This is a genomic window from Alkaliphilus metalliredigens QYMF, assembly GCF_000016985.1.
GTDB lineage: Bacteria > Bacillota > Clostridia > Peptostreptococcales > Natronincolaceae > Alkaliphilus_A > Alkaliphilus_A metalliredigens.
In genome coordinates this window covers 1762641-1784018 of the sequence record NC_009633.1, presented here as the reverse complement: position 1 = coordinate 1784018, position 21378 = coordinate 1762641, and the positions used below count along the sequence as shown (strand labels likewise).

The 21378-nt window shown below is 38.1% G+C and carries 11 protein-coding genes, 1 pseudogene and 1 CRISPR repeat array; of the genes and pseudogenes, 3 read left to right on the top strand and 9 right to left on the bottom strand.

The genetic code is table 11. The annotated features are described in order from the left end of the window. Positions 1-152: 152 nt before the first annotated feature. From AMET_RS08310 to AMET_RS24255, 9 genes and pseudogenes are all read right to left on the bottom strand, one after another. Complete coding sequence (locus tag AMET_RS08310; protein ID WP_012062895.1) at positions 153-632, bottom strand: ASCH domain-containing protein; 480 nt, start codon at positions 630-632, stop codon at positions 153-155. Between the two features lie 43 nt (positions 633-675). Next, positions 676-1242: a YdcF family protein gene (locus AMET_RS08305; protein ID WP_041721505.1), complete on the bottom strand. Its 567-nt coding sequence runs from the start codon at positions 1240-1242 to the stop codon at positions 676-678. A 211-nt stretch (positions 1243-1453) separates the two neighbouring features. After that, complete coding sequence (locus tag AMET_RS08300; RefSeq protein ID WP_012062893.1) at positions 1454-3814, bottom strand: glycogen/starch/alpha-glucan phosphorylase; 2361 nt, start codon at positions 3812-3814, stop codon at positions 1454-1456. Between the two features lie 8 nt (positions 3815-3822). Beyond that, positions 3823-5313, bottom strand: a pseudogene (gene malQ, locus AMET_RS08295) (4-alpha-glucanotransferase); the annotation flags it as partial. Positions 5314-5698: 385 nt separating this feature from the next. Continuing rightward, positions 5699-9229 carry a pyruvate:ferredoxin (flavodoxin) oxidoreductase gene (gene nifJ / locus AMET_RS08290; RefSeq protein WP_012062891.1) on the bottom strand — a complete coding sequence of 1177 codons (3531 nt, stop codon included), beginning with the start codon at positions 9227-9229 and terminating at the stop codon, positions 5699-5701. Between the two features lie 225 nt (positions 9230-9454). Further along, on the bottom strand, positions 9455-10186 hold the full coding sequence (locus AMET_RS08285; RefSeq protein WP_041720527.1) for an amino acid ABC transporter ATP-binding protein: 732 nt from the start codon (positions 10184-10186) through the stop codon (positions 9455-9457). Continuing rightward, positions 10179-10832 (bottom strand): amino acid ABC transporter permease, encoded by a 654-nt coding sequence (locus tag AMET_RS08280; protein WP_012062889.1) that lies wholly within the window; start codon positions 10830-10832, stop codon positions 10179-10181. The genes AMET_RS08285 and AMET_RS08280 overlap by 8 nt, the downstream gene beginning before the upstream one ends. Before the next feature lie 96 nt (positions 10833-10928). Beyond that, entirely contained in the window at positions 10929-11756 is an 828-nt protein-coding gene (locus tag AMET_RS08275) for a transporter substrate-binding domain-containing protein (protein ID WP_012062888.1), read from the bottom strand. A 191-nt stretch (positions 11757-11947) separates the two neighbouring features. Next, positions 11948-12331 (bottom strand): RDD family protein, encoded by a 384-nt coding sequence (locus AMET_RS24255; RefSeq protein WP_012062887.1) that lies wholly within the window; start codon positions 12329-12331, stop codon positions 11948-11950. Between the two features lie 489 nt (positions 12332-12820). Here AMET_RS24255 and AMET_RS08265 point away from each other — a divergent pair, with 489 nt between their 5' ends. The 3 genes from AMET_RS08265 to AMET_RS08255 are packed head-to-tail and all read left to right on the top strand — an operon-like array spanning position 12821 to position 20019. Further along, positions 12821-17716, top strand: coding sequence for a cytidyltransferase (locus AMET_RS08265; RefSeq protein ID WP_012062886.1), 4896 nt, complete (start codon positions 12821-12823; stop codon positions 17714-17716). Between the two features lie 18 nt (positions 17717-17734). Beyond that, positions 17735-18979: a lactate/malate family dehydrogenase gene (locus AMET_RS08260; protein ID WP_012062885.1), complete on the top strand. Its 1245-nt coding sequence runs from the start codon at positions 17735-17737 to the stop codon at positions 18977-18979. Beyond that, positions 18976-20019 carry a flavodoxin family protein gene (locus AMET_RS08255; protein ID WP_012062884.1) on the top strand — a complete coding sequence of 348 codons (1044 nt, stop codon included), beginning with the start codon at positions 18976-18978 and terminating at the stop codon, positions 20017-20019. Before AMET_RS08260 ends, AMET_RS08255 begins: the two co-directional genes overlap by 4 nt. Positions 20020-20215: 196 nt before the next feature. Next, a CRISPR array of direct repeats spans positions 20216-21314; the repeat unit is 32 nt; unit sequence ATTTCAATCCACGCCCCCATATAGGGAGCGAC. Positions 21315-21378: the final 64 nt, after the last annotated feature.

Genomic DNA, 21378 nt, shown 5'->3' with positions numbered 1-21378 from the left:
AACGGAGTCAGCACATCGTTCACTACAATGCCTCTCATCGATTATCTTGGTGAAGATCCTTCAAGTATTTTCTATAGTTCCCTTTAATTCCTTTGATTTCATTAAGTCTTATTTTGTATATTATGATCTACTCTTCTAAATTTAGCATCACTTTATTTATAAACAATCTCAAACTCCTCACAAACAACAAGCATATCCTCTGTAGGCTCCTCATTCATCATCTTCTTTTCCTCAGAAAAAAACTTCCAGTGACCTCTTCGCCAATAGTCTAATGATTGGTCCCCTTCTCCCTCTGTTTTAGCAAATTCTGCTGTAACATCCTTAAAGGCCACCACATCGATCTTTATTGTCTTGATAATGCATTGGCCCACACCCTCCCAGTTTGTGATGATACTATGGTTTCCCACCTCTGGTATCGACTGATCTTCAAATGCATAACCATCATATAAGGATGCCGTTGCCCTTTTTATCCCCTTTAGTACCAATTCAGCTAATTCATTTGCATCCTTTTCATTATTGCAAAAGTGCCATGAAGCACATTCCTTCTCATTAGGCTCTTCATTGTCTTTTTCTTTCTTTGCCTTCAGATAATTTTCCCACATTATTTTTACTGAATGATGTTGCGCTGTCATCTTACGATACCCCCTTATTAATATTGCTTATCTATCGTAGTGTTTATACTTTCATAAATAAATACTTATAATATCCAGCAAACTCCCTGGCAATAGAATAAATATCTCTAAAATCAAAGTATTCTGCATGGGCAGAATACACCTGCTCAAAACCAACTTTTCTAAATGCTAGTTTTGTTCTAGTGATATGGTAAAATTGTGAAATCACTGTAACTGATTCTAAATCCATATGATCCATTATGATTTTTGTATTTTTTGCTGTCATCATTGAGTTATAGCCCTCTTGATCTAATATCACTTTATCGTCTGGAATTTCATTCTTAACTAAATAGTCTTTCATTACCAGAGCCTCGTCAAATCCCTCTTTTCCCGTGCCACCACTTACGATCACATAGTTGAAATATCCTTTTTCATAAAGTTCTACTGCCTTATCTAACCGCCCCTGTAATCGTGGAGAAGGGGTGCCGTCTAATTCTACTTTATTTCCTAGTACAACAGCCGCATCAGCGATTTCAGTTTTATCATTAAGTCCATCAAATGTAGTGATCAAAACATGGACTGCCACCCATATAAATAGTACTCCTAAGATATACCTGATTGTTTTGTTCAAATAGATCAACCTTCCTGCTATCAAGTTTAAACCTTCTTACTATAAATCATATAATTTCCCCATAAAGATGTACTTTTATCTTTTATCATATACTCATCTTCTATTTCTTCAAAAGTATCTTAATTCCTTTAAAATATTTTACAAAAAAGATGAAATGGGCACAATTCCAATGATTGCACCCATTCCATCAATATTTATTCTATGAGGGAAACTATATATGCCATATCTGCTTTGCATATTCTGTAATGGTTCTATCACTGCTGAATTTCCCTGCATTGGCTATATTCATCCAACACTTTCTTGCCCAAGCAATTTCATCCGCATAGGCTATTTCTGCTTTTCTCTGGGCTTCTCGATAATCATCAAAATCCTTCAATAAATAGTAATTGTCAGGCTTATGCCAACTGGCACCTTCTAATAAGGAGTCATATAACTCCTGAAACATACCTGTATCTCCATCATCAAATGTCCCATCTATCAGTGTATCTACAACTCTTTTTAAACCTGGAACACTTTCATAATACGCCCTAGGCTCATAGGTATCTTCCATTGCCTGCAACTCCTCTATCTTCATTCCAAAGATAAAGTTGTTTTCTTCTCCAGCCTCTTGAACAATTTCGATATTTGCCCCATCATTGGTGCCAATGGTTGGACTCCCGTTTAGCATAAACTTCATATTTCCTGTTCCTGAAGCTTCCTTACCCACTGTGGATATTTGCTCAGAGAGGTCTGCCGCAGGAAAGAGCTTTTCTCCATAGGAAACATTGTAGTTTTCTACAAAGGCAACTTTCATTTGATCCTTCATTTGTGGATCATTGTTTACCAGTTTCGCCACTTCATTGATGTATTTAATAATTCCCTTTGCCCTAACATATCCCGGAGCTGCCTTTGCTCCAAAGATAAATGTTCTTAGAGTCCTTTGAATATCTGGGTTTTCCTTTAGTTCATAATACAAATCTAAGATATGAAAGGCATTTAATAATTGTCTTTTATACTCATGCAACCGTTTAATCTGTATATTATAAATGGAGTTTGGATCAATCTGTATTCCTTCTTTTTTAAAGATATATGCTGCCAATTGTTTCTTTTTAGTCCTTTTAATTGCCATGAATCTTTTCAATACCTCATCATCATACTGATGCTTTTCCAGTTTCTTTAATTGAGATAAATCAGTAATCCAGTCTTCAGTATTTAAAAGCGCTGTGATTAGGGCGGATAATTCTTGATTGCAAAGTGCTAACCACCTTCGTGGTGTAATGCCATTGGTCTTATTTTGAAATTTCTGGGGATACAATTCATACCAATCCTTTAATTCTTTGTGTTTTAATATATTTGTATGAATTTCTGCCACTCCATTGATTGTATGGGAACCGTAAATGGCCAGCCAGGCTTTATTGATTCTTCCATTAGAGATGATTTTCATTTGATCTATCTTTTTCTTTTCATAGGATTTTTCATTTAAAAATTCTATGAATTGTTCATCAATTCCTTTAACAATCTCATAAACTCTCGGAAGCATTTTCTGATACAATTTAACATCCCATTTTTCAAGGGCTTCAGTTAAGATGGTATGATTCGTATAAGAAAAGGTTTTAGTTGTAATCCCCCAAGCCTTTTCCCAGCAGAGTCCCTCTTCATCAGTGAGTATTCTCATTAACTCTGGTATGGCTACCACAGGATGTGTGTCATTTAATTGTATGGCATGATACTGATGAAATTTTTCGAATTCGTTTCCATTTGTCTCTTTGTATTTTTTCACTAAATCCTGCAAGGATGCAGAGACAAAGAAGTATTGTTGCTTTAATCTTAATATCTTACCTTCCTCTTTAGAGTCATTGGGATACAATACCCGTGAGATATCCTCTGCTCTATTTTTTTCCTTAACGGATTCATCGTAGCGTTGCTCATTAAAAAGATTAAAATCAAAGTTGATTAGGGGTTCTCCTTGCCAGAGTCTCAGTGTATTAATGGTTTGATTACCATAACCAATAATAGGGGTGTCATAGGGTACTGCCTTAACACTTTCATCACCAAAAACAACGGTTACTGCATCTTCACTTCGTCTGAAGGACCAGGGTTCCCCATGAGCTAACCAAGGGTCCCCTTCTTCCACCTGAAAGCCATCTACAAACCTTTGTTTGAAAATACCATCGTGATATCTGATACCATACCCGGTTACTGGCAAATTCATGGTTGCACAGGACTCTAAAAAACAAGCCGCTAATCTTCCAAGTCCACCGTTACCTAAACCTGCATCGGCTTCCGCCTTCTCTACTTCGTCAATATCGATCTCAAGTTCATTTAATACTTCCTTTACTTCCTCATAAATTCCTAAATTCAATAAATTGTTTCCAAAGGCCCTTCCCATTAAAAACTCAGCGGAAAAATAACAAGCTTTCTTTTTATTATGATGTCTTTCATTGGTCTCTTGCCAATGTGTAACAACTTCCTCCATCAAGGTTTTGACAACAGCATGGTACCGCTCCTGGCCCGACGCTGTTTTGATTGTCTTTAGAAAATTCACTCTGATATTGCGTTCAACACTTTCTTTGAATTTTCTTTTATTTAGCATCTAGGCTCCTACCTCCCATACAACTTTGTGAGTCCACCTATTTTTTCAGCTAACTCCCTGGTTAATGCTTCTTTTTTTACTCGCCAATGCCAATTGCCCTCTAGGGTTGAAGGCGTGTTCATCCTAGCCTCACTCCCTAACCCTAAGAAATCCTGTAACTGGGCAATAGCTAAATCCCCTACAGAGCTCCAGGCGCCCCTTATGAATCCCCAATGAACACCTTCCTCTTCATTAAGATGTAAATACCTTTTGGCAAATGCCACATCGTCTCTAGGTCCATTTTGTAACCATCCCATTACGGTATCATTGTCATGGGTTCCTGTATAAACTACACAGTCTTTATCATAGTTATGGGGCAGATAGTCACTCTCTTCCCATATATTAAAGGCAAATTGCAATACCTTCATGCCAGGGTATTTTGTCTGTTCTCTCAAGGCAATGACATCTGGTGTCAGAAAACCCAAATCCTCTGCGATAATTTCAACATGCCCTAATTGCGCTTCAATGGCATGAAAAAGCTTAATTCCAGGCCCCTTTAACCAGTTACCACCTTCAGCAGTTTGTTCTCCATAGGGCACCGCCCAATAGGATTCTAACCCTCTAAAATGGTCTACTCTAATGACATCATATAATCTCATACTTCCTGAGATTCTTTCCACCCACCAATCAAAGCCCCTCTCCTCCAAAACATCCCAGCGATAGAGAGGATTTCCCCATAATTGGCCAGTTTCAGAAAACCCATCCGGTGGACACCCAGCAACGTGAATCGGTCTATTGTATTCGTCAAATAAAAATATTTCACTGTTGACCCATGCATCAACACTATCCTCTGCCACATAGATGGGAATATCCCCAATAATTTTAATTCCCTTATCATTGGCATAATTTTTTAACCGATTCCATTGTATAAAAAAAAGAAACTGTAGGAAAATCCAATAGTCAATTTCGTCCTTTAATCGTTCTTTATAATAATGAATTGCTTCTTGTTCCCTAAGCTTAATGTCCTGTTCCCATTCCTGCCATGATTTAGAGTTAAAGTGAAACTTCAAGGCCATATAAAGACCATAATCCTCTACCCACAATACATTTTCTTTTTTAAAGGCCTCAACCTCGTCACCATATCTTATTTTCCCATTTTCAAATGCTTTTCTTAAAACCGGTAATTTGTTTTCAAATATCTTGCTGTAGTCTACTTTCGTGGGATTATCTCCAAAATCTATATTATCAAAATCCCTAGCTTCCAGCAGATCCTCCTCCTTCAATAACTGTAAATCGATAAAAAAAGGATTACCGGCAAAGGTAGAAAAGGACTGATAGGGGGAATCTCCGTAACCCGTAGATCCAATAGGGAGTATCTGCCAATATTTTTGTCCTGCTATAGATAAAAAGTCTATAAATTCATAGGCTTCCTTTCCAAAACTTCCTATTCCATAGGGACTAGGTAGGGATGAAATATGCATCAAAATCCCACTGCTTCTTTCCATATTTTTTCTCCCTCTCCTGGTAAAATATCTTCACTTAAATAATGTAACAAATTACTTTTGTCTCTCACTCTTTGTATTGACCATCTCAATATATATTTTATTCTATTATCTTATTCCTCTTGTCATGTATATGGACTTAAAAATTTCCCACTCACTCTATTTCTATGAGGGTTTCACAATATCAATCCTGCCTTTACTATCTATATTTTTCATCTGTCTTTAGGCCTATGTATATTCTCAGGATCATCTTATTGCTTTCTCGTTTCATTATATAGGAAATATCAAAGTATTTAAATATTATTTTATTTAATTTTATCTCCTTATTCCTTTTTTATCCAAAACCTAAAAAAACGAACTCCTTTTAGATATCTAAAAGGAGTTCGTTTTTTTTATCTTTTAATTATTGTTCAAAATTCATATCAGCTAATCGCTTGTATGTCATATATCTGTCCCTTGCACTGTTCTCTGCAGCTGTGAAGAGTTCATCTGCTTCCTCAGGGAATACATTTAGAATTTGAGAGTAACGGATTTCTCCCTCAATAAACTCCCTAAATGACTCCTTAGGCTCCTTGGAATCCAGTACAAATGGATTTTTGCCTTGATCCTTCAGTCTTGGGTCAAATCGATATAGATGCCAGTATCCCGCTTCAACAGCCTTTTTCTCTTGTCTCACACTGGTTCCCATGCCACTCTTAATCCCATGACTAATACAAGGTGCGTAGCAAATAACAAGAGAGGGTCCTGGATAGGCTTCAGCTTCTTGTACCACCTTAGCTAGGTGATTCATATTGGCTCCCATGGCTACCTGGGCCACATAAACATAGCCGTAGCTCATGGCCATTAGTCCTAAGTCTTTCTTTCGTATCCGTTTTCCAGCAGCCGCAAACTTAGCCACCGCCGCCAGAGGTGTGGCCTTAGAGGACTGTCCTCCTGTATTTGAATAGATTTCCGTATCCATGACCAATAGATTCACATCTTCACCTGTGGCTAATACATGGTCAACGCCACCATATCCTATATCATAGCCCCATCCATCCCCACCGATGATCCAAACTGATTTCTTCGTTAAGTAATCCTTCTTTTCTAAAATTTCTTTAATAATTGGGTCATGATGATGGTGCTTCTCTAATAAGGATACAATTTTTCTTGAAGCTTCCTTAGACGCTTCTCCATCCTGTTTGTTGTCTAACCACTGCCTAAATGCTTGCTTACAATCTTCATCTAAATCACTTTTTAATGCTTCTTTCATCAAGTCTGCTAATTTCGATCGCATTTGCTGAGAAGCCAAGTGCATTCCAAAACCAAATTCAGCATTGTCTTCAAATAATGAGTTAGCCCAGCTTGGTCCTCGTCCACATGAGTTTGTTGTATAGGCAACAGAGGGTGCACTGGCCCCCCAAATAGAGGAACAACCCGTTGCATTGGCAATCATCATTCGATCTCCAAATAATTGAGTTAACAGCTTAACATAGGCAGTCTCACCGCATCCTGCACAGGCTCCCGAAAACTCTAATAATGGTTGGGCAAACTGACTACCTTTAACCGATGATTTAGTCATTAAATGATCCTTGTATGTCAGATGCTCCGCGGAGAACTCCCAGTTTTCCTCCTGCTTACTCATTTCCTGCTCAGCATCCACCATTACCAATGCCTTTTTCGGTGCTGGACAAATATCTGCGCAGTTACCACATCCTGTACAATCGTAGGGACTAATTTGAATACGGTACTGATAACCCTCTAGCCCTTTACCGATGGCATCCTTTGTTTCAAATGTTTCAGGTTTTTTACTGATTTCCTCTTCATCTAACAAGAATGGACGAATTACTGAATGAGGACAAATATAGGCACATTGGTTACACTGAATACACTTGTCCGTCTGCCACTGGGGAACGATAATTGCGATTCCTCTTTTTTCATACGCAGTGGTTCCCATGGGAAATGTACCATCTTCCATTCCTTTAAAAGCACTAACTGGTAATTCATCTCCTTCATGTCTTTCCATCACTCGTTGGATGTTCTTGACAAAATCAGATTCCTTTCTTTCAGGAACTGCTTGATCCTTGGCGTCTGACCAATGGGATGGCACTTCCACTTGAGTCAATGCATTAACCCCTTGATCCACTGCCTTATTATTCATCTCTACAATTTTTTCACCTTTTTTACCATAGGCATCTTCTATACCTTCTTTTAAATATTTTACTGCCTCTTCCACAGGGATCACCTGTGCTAGCTTAAAGAATGCAGCCTGCATGATCATATTGATCCGTGCACCGAGACCGATTTCCCCTGCTACTTTAACTGCATCAATGATATAAAACTTAGCCTTTGTCTTTGCAATTTGTCTTTTAAGAGATGCCGGTAGCTTTTCTTCTAATTCTTCCGAAGTCCAAGGGCAATTTAATACAAAGATGCCGCCTTCCTTTAACCCCTTTAATAAATTATATAAATAAACATAGGACTTATTATGACAAGCAATATAATCTGCATGATAAATCAAATAAGGTGACTTAATTGGCTTCTTTCCAAAACGCAGATGAGAAATCGTGGTACCACCTGATTTTTTACTGTCATAGGAAAAATAAGCCTGGGCAAATAGATCTGTTCGGTCTCCAATAATTTTAATGGCTGTTTTATTGGCTCCAACGGTTCCATCTGACCCTAATCCCCAGAATTTACAGTTAATTGTTCCTTCAGGTGAAACTTCGATGATTTCTTCCTCTGGCAGAGAAGTGTTGCTTACATCATCCTTGATTCCAACGGTAAATTGGTCCTTCGGCTGACTTTGCTTTAAGTTATTAAATACAGCCACGACTTGTGACGGTGTTGTATCCTTAGAGCCTAACCCATAGCGCCCACCAACGATCAGTGGCTCCTTTTGTCGTCCATAGAAAAGACTTCTAATATCTTCATACAATGGTTCTCCCAATGAACCAGGTTCCTTAGTTCTATCCAGCACAGCGATTCGCTCCACTGATTTTGGAAGGACATCGAAAAAATACTTTGGTGAAAAAGGTCTATAAAGATGGACTTTGATGGCTCCTACTTTTTCTCCTTGAGCCATTAAGTAATCTATTGTTTCTTCAATAACTTCACACATGGACCCCATTGCAATAATGATGCGATCTGCATTTGGATCTCCATAGTAATTGAATGGCTGATATTCTCTCCCGGTTATTCTAGTAATTTCCTTCATGTAATCAGCTACAATATCTGGTACTGCATCAAAATAAGGGTTAGACACTTCCCTCCCTTGGAAATAGATATCTGGGTTTTGCGCTGTCCCCCTTGTAACAGGTCGTTCAGGGTTTAATGAACGGTCTCTGAATTCCTTTACAGCTTGATGATCCAGCAATCTATTGAGTTCATCATACTCTAGTACTTCAATATTTTGATATTCATGGGAGGTTCTAAAGCCATCAAAAAAGTGTAAAAAAGGTACCCGTGACTTGATGGCTGCTAAATGAGCTATCCCACCTAGATCCATTGCTTCTTGGACACTATTTGAGGCAATCATTGCAAAACCCGTTTGTCTAGTCGCCATGACATCTTGGTGATCACCAAATATTGATAGGGCATGGGCAGCAAGAGCCCGGGCACTCACATGAAATACTGCTGGTAACAACTCCCCAGCCATCTTATACATATTCGGGACCATCAACAACAGTCCCTGGGATGCTGTGTAGGTGGTTGTTAATGCACCTCCTTGTAATGACCCGTGTACCGCCCCTGCTGCTCCAGCTTCTGACTGCATTTCCACGACTCTAACAGTCTGTCCAAAAATGTTTTTCTTTCCGTGGGCAGCCCATTCATCCACTCCTTCTGCCATGGAAGAAGAGGGAGTGATGGGATAAATGGCTGCCACATCTGTAAAAGCATAGGAAACATAAGCTGCGGCTTCATTTCCATCCATTGTTTTTCTGTTTCGCGCCATATGATTCTCTCCTTTTTATCTAATTTCAAACTAATTGCATTACTCGAATCCTTGATCGGCTTGCTAAATTAAATATCTCTTTATTCTTCTGGTATTATTTACTTTTTCAACATTCTCATACATCCAAAACCCAAAAACTAAAAAACCACCTATTTGAAATCAGGTGGCTGCTTATTGAAAATCTTATTCGGTTACATACAACCATAGACATATGGCTTTATCCTTTTAGTATGATCTGAGTATCTTTCCTAAAAAGTCTTGTGTCCTAGGATTTTGTGGGCTCTTAAACAGGACCTCCGGAGCTTCCTCTTCAACAATTCTTCCTTCATCCATAAAAATAACCCGGTCTCCTACTTCTCTTGCAAATCCCATTTCATGGGTCACCACAACCATTGTCATCCCTTGAGCCGCAAGTTTTTTGATCACATCTAACACTTCCCCTACCATTTCCGGGTCTAGGGCTGAGGTTGGTTCGTCAAAGAGCATCACTTCCGGCTGCATAGCCAAGGCTCTTGCAATGGCGATCCGTTGCTTTTGCCCTCCAGAGAGCTTATTGGGATATGTTTCTGCCTTTTCTGAAAGCCCTACAGTATTTAACAAATCCATTGCAATTTTCATGGCATCATTACGGTTCATGTTTTTTATCTGCATGGGGGCTAGCATAATATTCTCTAACACCGTCATATGAGGAAATAGATTGAATTGCTGAAATACCATGCCCATTTTTTCTCTGTATTTATTAATATCATTTTTCTTATCCACGATATTCACGCCGTTATATAGGATTTTTCCATCATTAGGCTCCTCTAAAAGATTTAAACATCTTAGAAAAGTACTTTTTCCAGAACCACTGGGTCCAATCACCACAACGACTTCACCTTTTTTTATTTCTCTGTTTATGCCCTTTAGAACATGTAAATCCGAAAAGCTTTTATGCAAATTTTCTACTTTAATCACTTGCACGCAGCCTCCTTTCCATCATACGCATCAGATTAGATAATGTAAATGTAATCATAAAATACATGACCGCCGCTACAATCAAAGGCTCAAAGGGCCTGTAGGTATTACCTCTTACAATTGTAGCAGTACGCATGATATCAGAAATCCCAATGATAGAAACGATTGCTGATTCCTTTATCACCACGATAAATTCGTTGCCTAGGGCTGGTAATATATTTTTAAATGCTTGGGGAATAATAATGTGCTTCATGGCCATACTATGGGGCATCCCTAAGGATCTCGCCGCCTCCATTTGCCCCTTGTCTACAGACATAATACCTGCTCTTATAATCTCTGCAATATAGGCTGCGCTATTAAATGTCAGGGCCACAATACCCGCAAACAGATCAGGAAAACGCATCCCTGTTAAATGAGGTAATCCGTAATAAATAATTAATAATTGCACTAATAATGGTGTTCCTCTAATAAATTCAATATACGATGCAGCAAATCCCTTTAATATAGGGTTTTTAGATAATCTCATCAGGGCTAAGGCCACGCCAAAAAATACGCCAAGTAATACAGTAAAAAATGCCAATAATAAGGTATTTCTTGCACCAGTTAAATACATTCCATAATATTTCGTTAAAAAACCAAAATCCATCCCATTCACCCCTTATATATTTAAACAATCACAAAAGATGGTTGCTCAACCATCTTTTGTGACTATATATTTATTCATTTATTTTACTTAGGCTGCCTATTCGCTTTGCTCACTAGCTAATTCTGTTGCCTCCACGATAAATTGACTAATCATATCTTCTGCTAATAATCTCTCTAATGTTGTGTTAATGGAGTTTAAGAAGTCATCTGTATCTTTTGCCACTGCAACTGCAACGCCATCTTCCTGTCCAAAGTGTAATTGAGAAACCACAACATCATCATTGTTTTCTGCATAGGCCTTGGCAACTGGCTCAACTAAAACCACACCATCTATTCTATTTGTCTTTAGATCCATTACTAAATCAGTGATGACACTTAATGTTCTCAACTCTGCGTTAGCAATTTGTTCCTTTGCAATTTCTTCTTGAATTGTTGCTGTTTGGGCCCCTACTGTCAACCCTGTGAAGTCTTCTACTGTGGAAAATTTATCAAAATCTGCTGCTCTGACAACCATTGTTTGCTCTGCTGAGTAATATGGCACTGAGAAATCAACGCTTTTCTTTCTTTCGTCACTTGGTACCATACCAGCAATAATCATATCAATGTTTCCTGTCACCAATGCTGATAACAATCCATCAAAGTCCATGTCTCTGATTTCTAATTCAACTCCCATATCCTTTGCAATTTCCTTTGCAATCTCAATGTCAAATCCAACTACTTGTAACGCACCATCTACTTCTGCATAAAACTCATATGGTGGATAGTCTGCAGAAGTTCCTAATACCAGTTTACCTGAACTTTGAACCGCCTCTAGCTTCGATTGTTCACTACTGGCACCTGGAGCTTGAGAGCATCCCGTAACCAATATGATTAAACTAAGTGCAACGATTCCTATTTTAATAAATTTTCCAAATCCTTTTTTCATTAATATTTCCCCCTACACGAACTTTTTATTTTTTCTTATTGTAATATTATACATCTGTATAAATAAATATGCAATGCCTTTTATAAAATTCCTTTGTTTTTTTGTCGAATTAGATAAATCCTGTAATACCAAGATTAACAAGAGCCTTATCATTGAAAATAGGTAGTCAATTTTCTAAGTCATATTTTTACTTACCAATCTACAACAATAGACTGTATGAATTTATCATGCCATCCTTGATGATCAGAATCGATCAGAATCCATATATATCCTAATGAGAAAATGAGTCCCGAGAGAAACTTACCAATGGTTTCTCTAATAATCATTAAACCCAATCCAACTGGCTCTTGGGTATACTTATTGACTACTTTCATCCCCATTACATTTTTCCCAAGGGATGTACCCTTTGACCAGAAATATAACTGTATGCCCCAAGCAGCAAAAAAAGAAATCGCAACCAGTGCTTCACTATTTATTGCTGCAGCCATCATAAAAAAGAACATAACGATAATACCAAACAAAGCGTTATCCAATAGGTTTCCAATGAATCTTTTAAGTGGTGATGAGATATGCATTGCGCCCCTCCCTTTTTAATTTTTCCTATTTTTCAAATTTTAAGTACTTAAAATTCGTCTATGCTCCGCACCGACTCATAGCGCACTCAATTTTTAATCATTCGTTTATTAAAAATTTCAAGTGCTTAAAGAAAAATCTCCTATTAAAAAATCAATAGGAGACTTGAGAATGTACCGATAATCATGGCTGTTGCAACTGTAATCGCAATCGCTTTTCTTGTTTTAGGTTTCATTTCGTTTCCTCCCTTATTCAATAAAGCTTGTTTTTATTCTCTAGCACCACAAGCAGTGGCACTTTCTATCTATTATACCCTTCAATCCATATTATTTCAAGTCAATTTCATATATTCGTAACCTTTTATCATCATCTCAAAATCACTCAATACTGAAATGTTATTTTTTATCACATTAAATATGGATTTGTTTTTTAAATACCCTATACTTCGGGTATAATGAGAATTAACGATAATCTACAGAGGGGGAACCTAAATGCAACTGGACCTTAAAAAACAACTTTATGACGACATCACTACGAAGCTTTTAGAGCAAGACTTCCTTACACAGTATCATTTGACTGAGGAGCTCATTTCATCCGAAATAGAAAACCCTCACTTTATGCAACAGCTTAATACAATCATTGAAGATGGTGACTATAGCTGCCAACGTGTATACGATCTATGTAAACACATATTCAGTTCTCTCTGGAAGGGGACACCACCCGAACTCCCCTTGCATTATATCTACCAATTTACTTTAAGTAAATCATTTCCTCATTCTGTGGAAATCACACTGGATCCCCAAAATGACAATGCCTGTCTTCTCTATTTAGCAGTCCTGAGAATTGTTTCAGACTATCAAAGAAGGACTGAGGATGGGACATGGCAAAGTAAATACCCTTTAGACTTTTTAACCAGTGAAGAAGTGAAGCAGCTTCCTACTCCTAGGGGGGAGTATAAGTCTTTTGTTAAGGCTTTTAAAGAAGAATTTATTTATGAAATGATGAAATTAAATTTTGAAGTTATGGGCCATAATACTTTGGACCACATTTGTGCTGTCCACTATTTGTCCCTACATGTGGGCCGTCAATTATTAGATCGTGGTGTTTCTGTTGATCTAGGTAGAGTGTCTGGTGCTGCTGCTGGTCATGACATCGGTAAGTTTGGTTGTCGTTCCTTTGAATCTAAGCGTGTGGCCTATCTCCATTACTATTATACAGATCAATGGTTCAATGAACATAACTTTACTTTTATTGGTCATATTGCGTTAAATCACTCAGTTTGGGACTTAGAGTTAGAAAACTTATCTATAGAGTCTCTGATTTTGATCTATTCAGATTTTCGTGTTAAGAATGTTCTTGACGACTCAGGGAAATATGTTATGAAAATGATTAGCCTTGAAGAGGCCTTTCAAACCATATTAGAGAAATTGGACAATGTAGATGATGAAAAAGAAAAACGCTACAGACGTGTTTATCAAAAACTAAGGGATTTTGAAAGTTATTTATTGGATTTCAGAGTACTTGTGGATCCTGATGGACACCCAAGTGAGCTACTAGATGAAAAAGAAAGGCGTTATTATTCTCTCATGCATGGCAACCTCATTACTGAGAACATAAAATATTTAGCGATTCACCATAACATCCACTTAATGTACAAACTAAGAGATGAAACTTCTTTGAATGAATTAATTGAAGTGATTAGAGGAGAAAAGGATCCCAAAACCCTACGAGAATATTTAGATTTATTTGACGAGTATTCCACTTATTTAACCCAAAAACAAAAAGTGATTATGCTGAAGTTTTTATATGAAAAACTGATTCACCCCGAGGAAGACATTCGTAGTCAATGCGCTGAGTTAATAGGCAGCTTAATTGCTACCTTTGATGAAAATTACCGTAAAGAAATACCAGAAGGTGTGACCTTAGACCCACCTACAATCACCAGCTGTGGTTTATTAACTGAATATCTTGAGCGTTTTTTATGGCCTGATCATAAAATCATTTCTCTACATCATCGTTGGATTCGTTATAGTGTGCGCCCTTTTATTGCTTCGCTATTCAAACTATGTCCAGAGTATCAATTAAAGAACTACAAAAATATCATTTTACCTTACTACAATCACAATACAGCAGATCATGCAGCCATCACAATGGATTTGTTTGAAACATTAAATTTCATTCCAATTTCCTCTTCGGATCTTTACTTTGATCAGTTAGGCACTTATATTCTAGAAGGTATTAAAAGTGAACGTATTGACCTTCAAGTAGCGGCCTTAGAGACAATGGTTTATTTTATTGACTTTGTGCCCGCTGGTCACAATATTTACGCCGAATTAAAAGCCATTTTACATCAACAAGAATTAACACAATCAATTCCTGCAATTCATTATTTACACTATCAGCTTGCTCTACTCATCTTTATAGATAAAGCAGATATCATACGATTTCAGCAGCATTATGAAATAGGTCGTAATAAAGTGCCAGACATCTATTTGAGTAACTTAAAAACTGCTACAAATTGGATTACAAAAAAAACACATGTTGAACTTTTGCTCAGGTACAGCATCGAATCCTCAAGTGTGAGTAAGTTTTATACCGCCATGCACTTTTGCAATTTATTAAAGGTAAGTGCTGTTGAAAGCGTGCGTAATCGTGCAGGTGAATCCCTGGTAAATATTTTCTCACACTTACCCATAGAACAACGAAATGACATTGCCATAGACTTACTCCGGGCTTTAGAAATTGAAGGGGTACAATTTACTAAGTTCATTCCTAATTATCTTGGTCAAATAATTGGTTACTTAAAACCCATTGAACTAGATGAGATTATCGAGGACTTTTATGAAAAAATCAAACAATCCAACAGTCAAACCAGTTCGCTTTTATTAAAAACAATTGGTATCTTTCTATCTCACTACGCTAAATACCAAAACTTGTTCGATGAGGATACAGGAAAATATGAATTGCGTCGACAAAAGCTCCTTAGTATTTTATTGAATGGTTTGGTTCATGATGATGTTCAAATTAATCAAATTGCCTTCAGTGTCATTGGAAAAGATCTATTTAGATCTCATCGAATCACCTTAGAAGAGAAGCATGAAATTTTCCAACAAATTGCTAAAAAGCTGTTGATCCTTTTAAGTGATACAGAAGAAAAAGAGCTTACCTTCTTAACAAATTCAGCAGGATTAAACCATATTTATCGCTTTATTTCAGACTATCATTTTTTTGTTGATGTCATTGAGATCAAAGTACCTGATAAAATTGCCTTTTTCCCAGGCTCATTTGATCCCTTTACCTTGAGTCACAAAGAAATTACGAGGGCCATTCGCGACACAGGATTTGAGGTTTACTTAACAGTAGATGAGTTCTCTTGGTCTAAGCGAACCCAGCCTAATTTGATTCGTAAAAATATTATTAATATGTCTGTGGCCGATGAACTGGATGTTTATCTTTACCCCGAGGACTTTCCCGTCAATATCGCTAGTCCAGAAGATTTAAAGAAACTCGTTCATAATTTCCCACAATCTCAGGTTTATATTGTGGTGGGTAGCGATGTCATTTTAAACGCTTCAGCCTATGATAGTCCTACTACAGAGTTTTGTATTAGTCAGTTGCCTCACGTTATTTTCGAACGAAGAGTAGGTAACTTTGCCATAGAGCAAGATACTTTATTACATGATATGATCACACAGATGAAAGGCCCTGTTCTTCGCCTTAATCTGCCACCCCAGTACGAGGATATTAGTTCTTCCCAAATTCGAGACTATATAGATGATAATAGAGATATCTCTAATTTAATTGATCCACTGGCGCAACGATATATTTATGAGCATAGCCTATACCGAAGGGAACCTCAATATAAATCATTCACCCAGCCGGTCTCTATGGATTTTGATTTCATCAATGGACCTGATGATGATCTCATTAAAGAATTAGTTTCCATCTTTCATAAAAATGAATCCAAATCATATAAGAGTATTCAGCAAGCATTAACCATGCCTCAATGTACCCTATTGCTGGCTCGAAATGCCAATGATCCGGAGCATATATTGGGCTATAGTCTATTTCATTGGCTCCCTTCAGATATGTTCTACCAAACCTTTACGGATCGATACCTGTCTGAGCAGGTTCGAAATCAATATGTGGGGAGAATTGTTTGCATTAGCGGGTTATTTGTCCAGGATCATGCAACCTTTGATGATCTCCATCAGGTGGTTTTGTCTGAAACCTTAGCCTATGCCCTAAAGCACGATTATAGCTTCGGTGTTTTCTTTAATACCATTGAACCAGAGGTATCACCTAATATGATCTCTTTACTTAATTTGCATGGCTTTGAGGATATTTCTTATGAAAAGTCTTGTCCGCTATTTATCGTTAATATGACAAATCCCTGTACCTTGACCCTTGATATTAACACCATCATTAAAGAACCCTTTAACAGCAACTATTTGATCAAAAAAACAGTTCTTAAAACTCGTAAAAAGTTGCAAGAAGCCTTCACAAAGCTTTATCCTGGACATTTGGTCCTCTCATTTGATCGGAAGATCATTGACGAAGTGATTATGAAAAAAATATGTATGGAAAACAGTGTCCCCCCAATTGCCATGGTTCCTCGGCAACTAGGAGAATTTATGTGTGTTCCCTTTGGTAACATCCTAAATCGTGCCATTGTTCCGAATACCGTTACGAAGTCCTTACATATCGAACGACTATTTGCACCAGATATGCAGAGCTTTACAATTGGTGCTTATCCCTTTTATTTAGATATAAAAAATCAAGTTCGTATGATTGGATCCTTTGATCGTCCGGTTATTTTAGTTGATGACCTGTTAAATAAAGGCTATCGTCTTAAAGGACTTGACCCACTACTAAAGTCTGAAAACATTAATGTGAAAAAAGTGATCGTAGGCCTTTTATCTGGACGAGGTAAAGAGTTAATGGAGATTCAAAATCGTCAAGTTGATAGTGCTTATTTTCTACCCAAGCTACGTCTCTGGTTTAATGAGGCTTTATTGTATCCCTTTATTGGTGGCGACACACTGTGGAGAGGCGTCTATCCTGAGAAGAATATTTTATCTTCAGTTAATTTTATTCTTCCCTACACCTCACCTTCCTTTATTAAGGATGTGCCAAAGGAAACCTTGTATGATCTATCAGAAACCTGTCTTCAAAATGCCATCGATATATTAAAGGCTGTAGAAATTGAATACCAAAGAATTAATGAGAAGAAGTTGACACTTTCTATGCTAGGTGAAGTCTTCCTGTACCCTCGTTATCCTGACCAAGGAGAAAATGTCAGCTATAATTATAACGTTCACCCATCCCAACATTTAGAAAGAGATTTAGAACAATTAAAACGATTAAAATATAGCTTTACGATATAATCAGAGGAGGACTACTACATGTTTTATTATCGTTTTCAAGATAACATTTTGTTTTCACGTAACCATTACCCTGGTTTTGAACAAATTGATGAAGTAGAAGTTCAAAAACATGAGGGATCACTGTACTATCTAAAATCTATGGATCCTAATAAGAGTCGAAGGACCTTTTCCCTCTCACATCCTGCTCTTATTTTTACTGACAAAGAGAATTTAAATTTGATCCACCAGGAGGAATTCACATCTACGGATCCCCTCCCACTGTGGATACAGCATAAAATTGAAGCAGGTTCAGTTACAGGTGTCAATACTGATTACCCTGATTGGGAGACTGTTTTGACACAATCCCATCCCAAAAAATGGCGCGTCCATATTGCTGGTTTAGGTGATGTTGGAGGCACATTATTAATGGGCCTCCGATTATTAGGAGATCAATGGGTGGATCGTATTGGCATTTATGATCGGACCCCCAACAAGCTGAAACGCTGGGAGCAAGAAATCAATCAAATCTACAATATTAATGACAGCCTCTATCCTGATGTACACATCCTGGAGAATGATCAACTGTTTAATTGTGATATGTTTGTCTTCTGTATTGCTGCTCGCGTTCCCGCCATTGGAGATGAAGCACAGGATGTTCGAATGGTACAGCTAGAGGCTAATTCAGAAATCATTGAGGTCTATGCCAAGCAGGCTCGAGATGCTGGCTTTAAGGGCATATTTGCTGTGGTTTCCGATCCTGTTGATCTTCTTTGTAAAGTTGTTTTAAATAGTAGCAACACTGATAACGCTGGGAATTACGACTTTAAGGGATTGGCCCCAGAGCAAATTCGGGGTTATGGTCTTGGTGTAATGAATGCCAGAGCCCGTTACTATTCAAAGGAAAATCCAAAGGCCCTGCATTTCGAACAGGAGGGTCGCTCTTTTGGACCCCATGGAGCAGATTTAGTCATCGCAGATAGTATCTACAATTATAATGAAAGTTTATCAGCCTATTTAACTGAAAAAGCCAAAAAAGCTAATTTAGAGGTGCGGCAGTTAGGCTTTAAGCCTTATATTGCCCCAGCCCTTTCTTCTGGTGCCCTCTCCATTTTATCTACAATCAAAGGTGAGTGGCACTATAGTGCCACCTATATGGGAGGCGTCTATATGGGAGCGAAAAATCGATTGATTTCTTCTGGTACAGAAGTGGAAACCCTCACACTTCATCCCTTACTATTGAATCGACTTCAGGAAACCTATGATAAACTGGAGGCGATTTTATGATTCATGTCATCATCCCTGGAGAAGTATCCACTCACTTACATGACATGATGGAATCCGCTGTAGAAGGTGGTGCTTATCAAGTACATAAAACATCCAAGGATTTGCCTGATTTACAGAACTGTAGCCTATTATTTGTGGTTCAGTTAGATGAAATAGGCACAAATATCCCCTTACTAGAAATGTTGACCACTTTAAAGAGAAGAGGAGATGATTCCTTATTAGGAGCCCAGGCTGCATTAATCATCTCTAGCGATACGGAATACTATACACGAAGTATGACGAAGACGATTCTTTTTTTAGCCAACCAGATGGGATGTCGCTTTATGGGGCATCCATTGGTGGAAGTCATCGGAGGATTTCAAAATTTTATGACATGGCAGAAAGCCTTAGATTTATCCCTGGAAGAAATTGCATTAGAGCGCGCTAAATCCTTAGGTAAAAGATTGCTAAATTACCAACCTCAGATCATTAAAAGGCCAAAAATTGTTGCTTTACACTCTAGTAATCGCAGGACGTCCAATACCCTGATTCTATGGGATTTAGTAAAAAATCATCTAGATGTCTGTGATATACAAGAATTTCATGTTGAAAATGGCACCGTCTTAGACTGTATTGGATGCCCATATCAAACTTGCAAGCATTATGGCATGCAAACCAGTTGCTTTTATGGGGGGATGATGGTCACGGAGATTTATCCTGCCATTGAGGCAGCCGATGCCATCGTCTGGATTTGTCCTAACTACAATAATTCTGTTTCTGCTAATTTAATTGCTGTCATCAACCGATTAACAGCTCTCTATCGAAAAATCAAATTCTATGATAAGAGCATCTTTGCCCTAGTTGTTTCTGCTAACTCCGGTGGTGATTCAGTTTCAAAGCAACTTTTTGATTCATTAAATATTAATAAAGGATTTCAATTACCTCCTTACTTTGCATTAACAGCCATTGCTAATGATCCAGGCTCTATATTTTGGAATCCTCAGATCGAAGAAAAGGCCGAAGTCTTTGCACATAATATGTTGAAAGAAATTAAAGCATAAAGGAAACCCTTTGGTAAGATAAGCTCATCAAAGGGTTTCCTTTATGCCTAAGTTTTGTTGAGGTTCATCGTTTGTGAGAACATTTGGGAATGAGAAGTCTAAATGATTTGAATACATTACTTTTCCTGGTATTTCAATCCACGCCCCCCATATAGGGAGCGACCCCATTGTTACTTCGATTGTTGTTGCCGAATCCATTTCAATCCACGCCCCCATATAGGGAGCGACAATTCAGAAATAAATGGTAGGAGATTGAGGGGAGATTTCAATCCACGCCCCCATATAGGGAGCGACTCTCTATCAGATTATAACATGTTAATAAAAGATAAATTTCAATCCACGCCCCCATATAGGGAGCGACAACTAAAAAACAATGGAACGGACTAAGTGAACAAATTTCAATCCACGCCCCCATATAGGGAGCGACACAATGAATATGAGTGTTTTGTACACACTATCAAGATTTCAATCCACGCCCCCATATAGGGAGCGACTAAATTTAAAGAGTTAACACCAGCCACCAGGGCAATTTCAATCCACGCCCCCATATAGGGAGCGACCCACGCAATACAGACTAAATGAATTTGGTGTATTGATTTCAATCCACGCCCCCATATAGGGAGCGACGACAGGGACACAATGGGTTGAGGACATGACACAAATTTCAATCCACGCCCCCATATAGGGAGCGACCTGGATGAATACGATAAAGGTCAATCCACATGGAAATTTCAATCCACGCCCCCATATAGGGAGCGACTTATAAGAGAAATGAAAGCTAAAAACTGGAGCATTATTTCAATCCACGCCCCCATATAGGGAGCGACCATGTACAACACCGGAGAAACACCTGAAGCTATAAATTTCAATCCACGCCCCCATATAGGGAGCGACTACAGCGATATTAAAAGGTAAGGAAATACCAGAAATTTCAATCCACGCCCCCATATAGGGAGCGACGGGTCTATATACTTCATTCAATCATCTCCCTTTTAATTTCAATCCACGCCCCCATATAGGGAGCGACTGTAAATCTTATTCAAAGCTAAGAGCTATGAGCATTTCAATCCACGCCCCCATATAGGGAGCGACTAAAAAAGCGGATTTTTTCAATGTAGTTGTATGGGATTTCAATCCACGCCCCCATATAGGGAGCGACTGGAAAAATAACAGGGTTGAAATATCAATGCAAAATATTTCAATCCACGCCCCCATATAGGGAGCGACTACCAATGCAATTCGCAGGACTAAAAGATAATAACGATTTCAATCCACGCCCCCATATAGGGAGCGACAGCAAAAAAGAGCTAAAATCTACCTAATTTCCTGACTTTTTAGCCATCTTTTGCATTCTTACTA

Bases quoted from the DNA above. Each gene is read 5' to 3' on its own strand.
- AMET_RS08300 (WP_012062893.1), bottom strand. From the start codon at position 3,814: ATGCTAAATAAAAGAAAATTCAAAGAAAGTGTTGAACGCAATATCAGA.
- AMET_RS08260 (WP_012062885.1), top strand. From the start codon at position 17,735: ATGTTTTATTATCGTTTTCAAGATAACATTTTGTTTTCACGTAACCAT.
- AMET_RS08265 (WP_012062886.1), top strand. From the start codon at position 12,821: ATGCAACTGGACCTTAAAAAACAACTTTATGACGACATCACTACGAAG.
- AMET_RS24255 (WP_012062887.1), bottom strand. From the start codon at position 12,331: ATGCATATCTCATCACCACTTAAAAGATTCATTGGAAACCTATTGGAT.
- AMET_RS08255 (WP_012062884.1), top strand. From the start codon at position 18,976: ATGATTCATGTCATCATCCCTGGAGAAGTATCCACTCACTTACATGAC.
- AMET_RS08280 (WP_012062889.1), bottom strand. From the start codon at position 10,832: ATGGATTTTGGTTTTTTAACGAAATATTATGGAATGTATTTAACTGGT.
- AMET_RS08310 (WP_012062895.1), bottom strand. From the start codon at position 632: ATGACAGCGCAACATCATTCAGTAAAAATAATGTGGGAAAATTATCTG.
- nifJ (WP_012062891.1), bottom strand. From the start codon at position 9,229: ATGGCGCGAAACAGAAAAACAATGGATGGAAATGAAGCCGCAGCTTAT.
- AMET_RS08275 (WP_012062888.1), bottom strand. From the start codon at position 11,756: ATGAAAAAAGGATTTGGAAAATTTATTAAAATAGGAATCGTTGCACTT.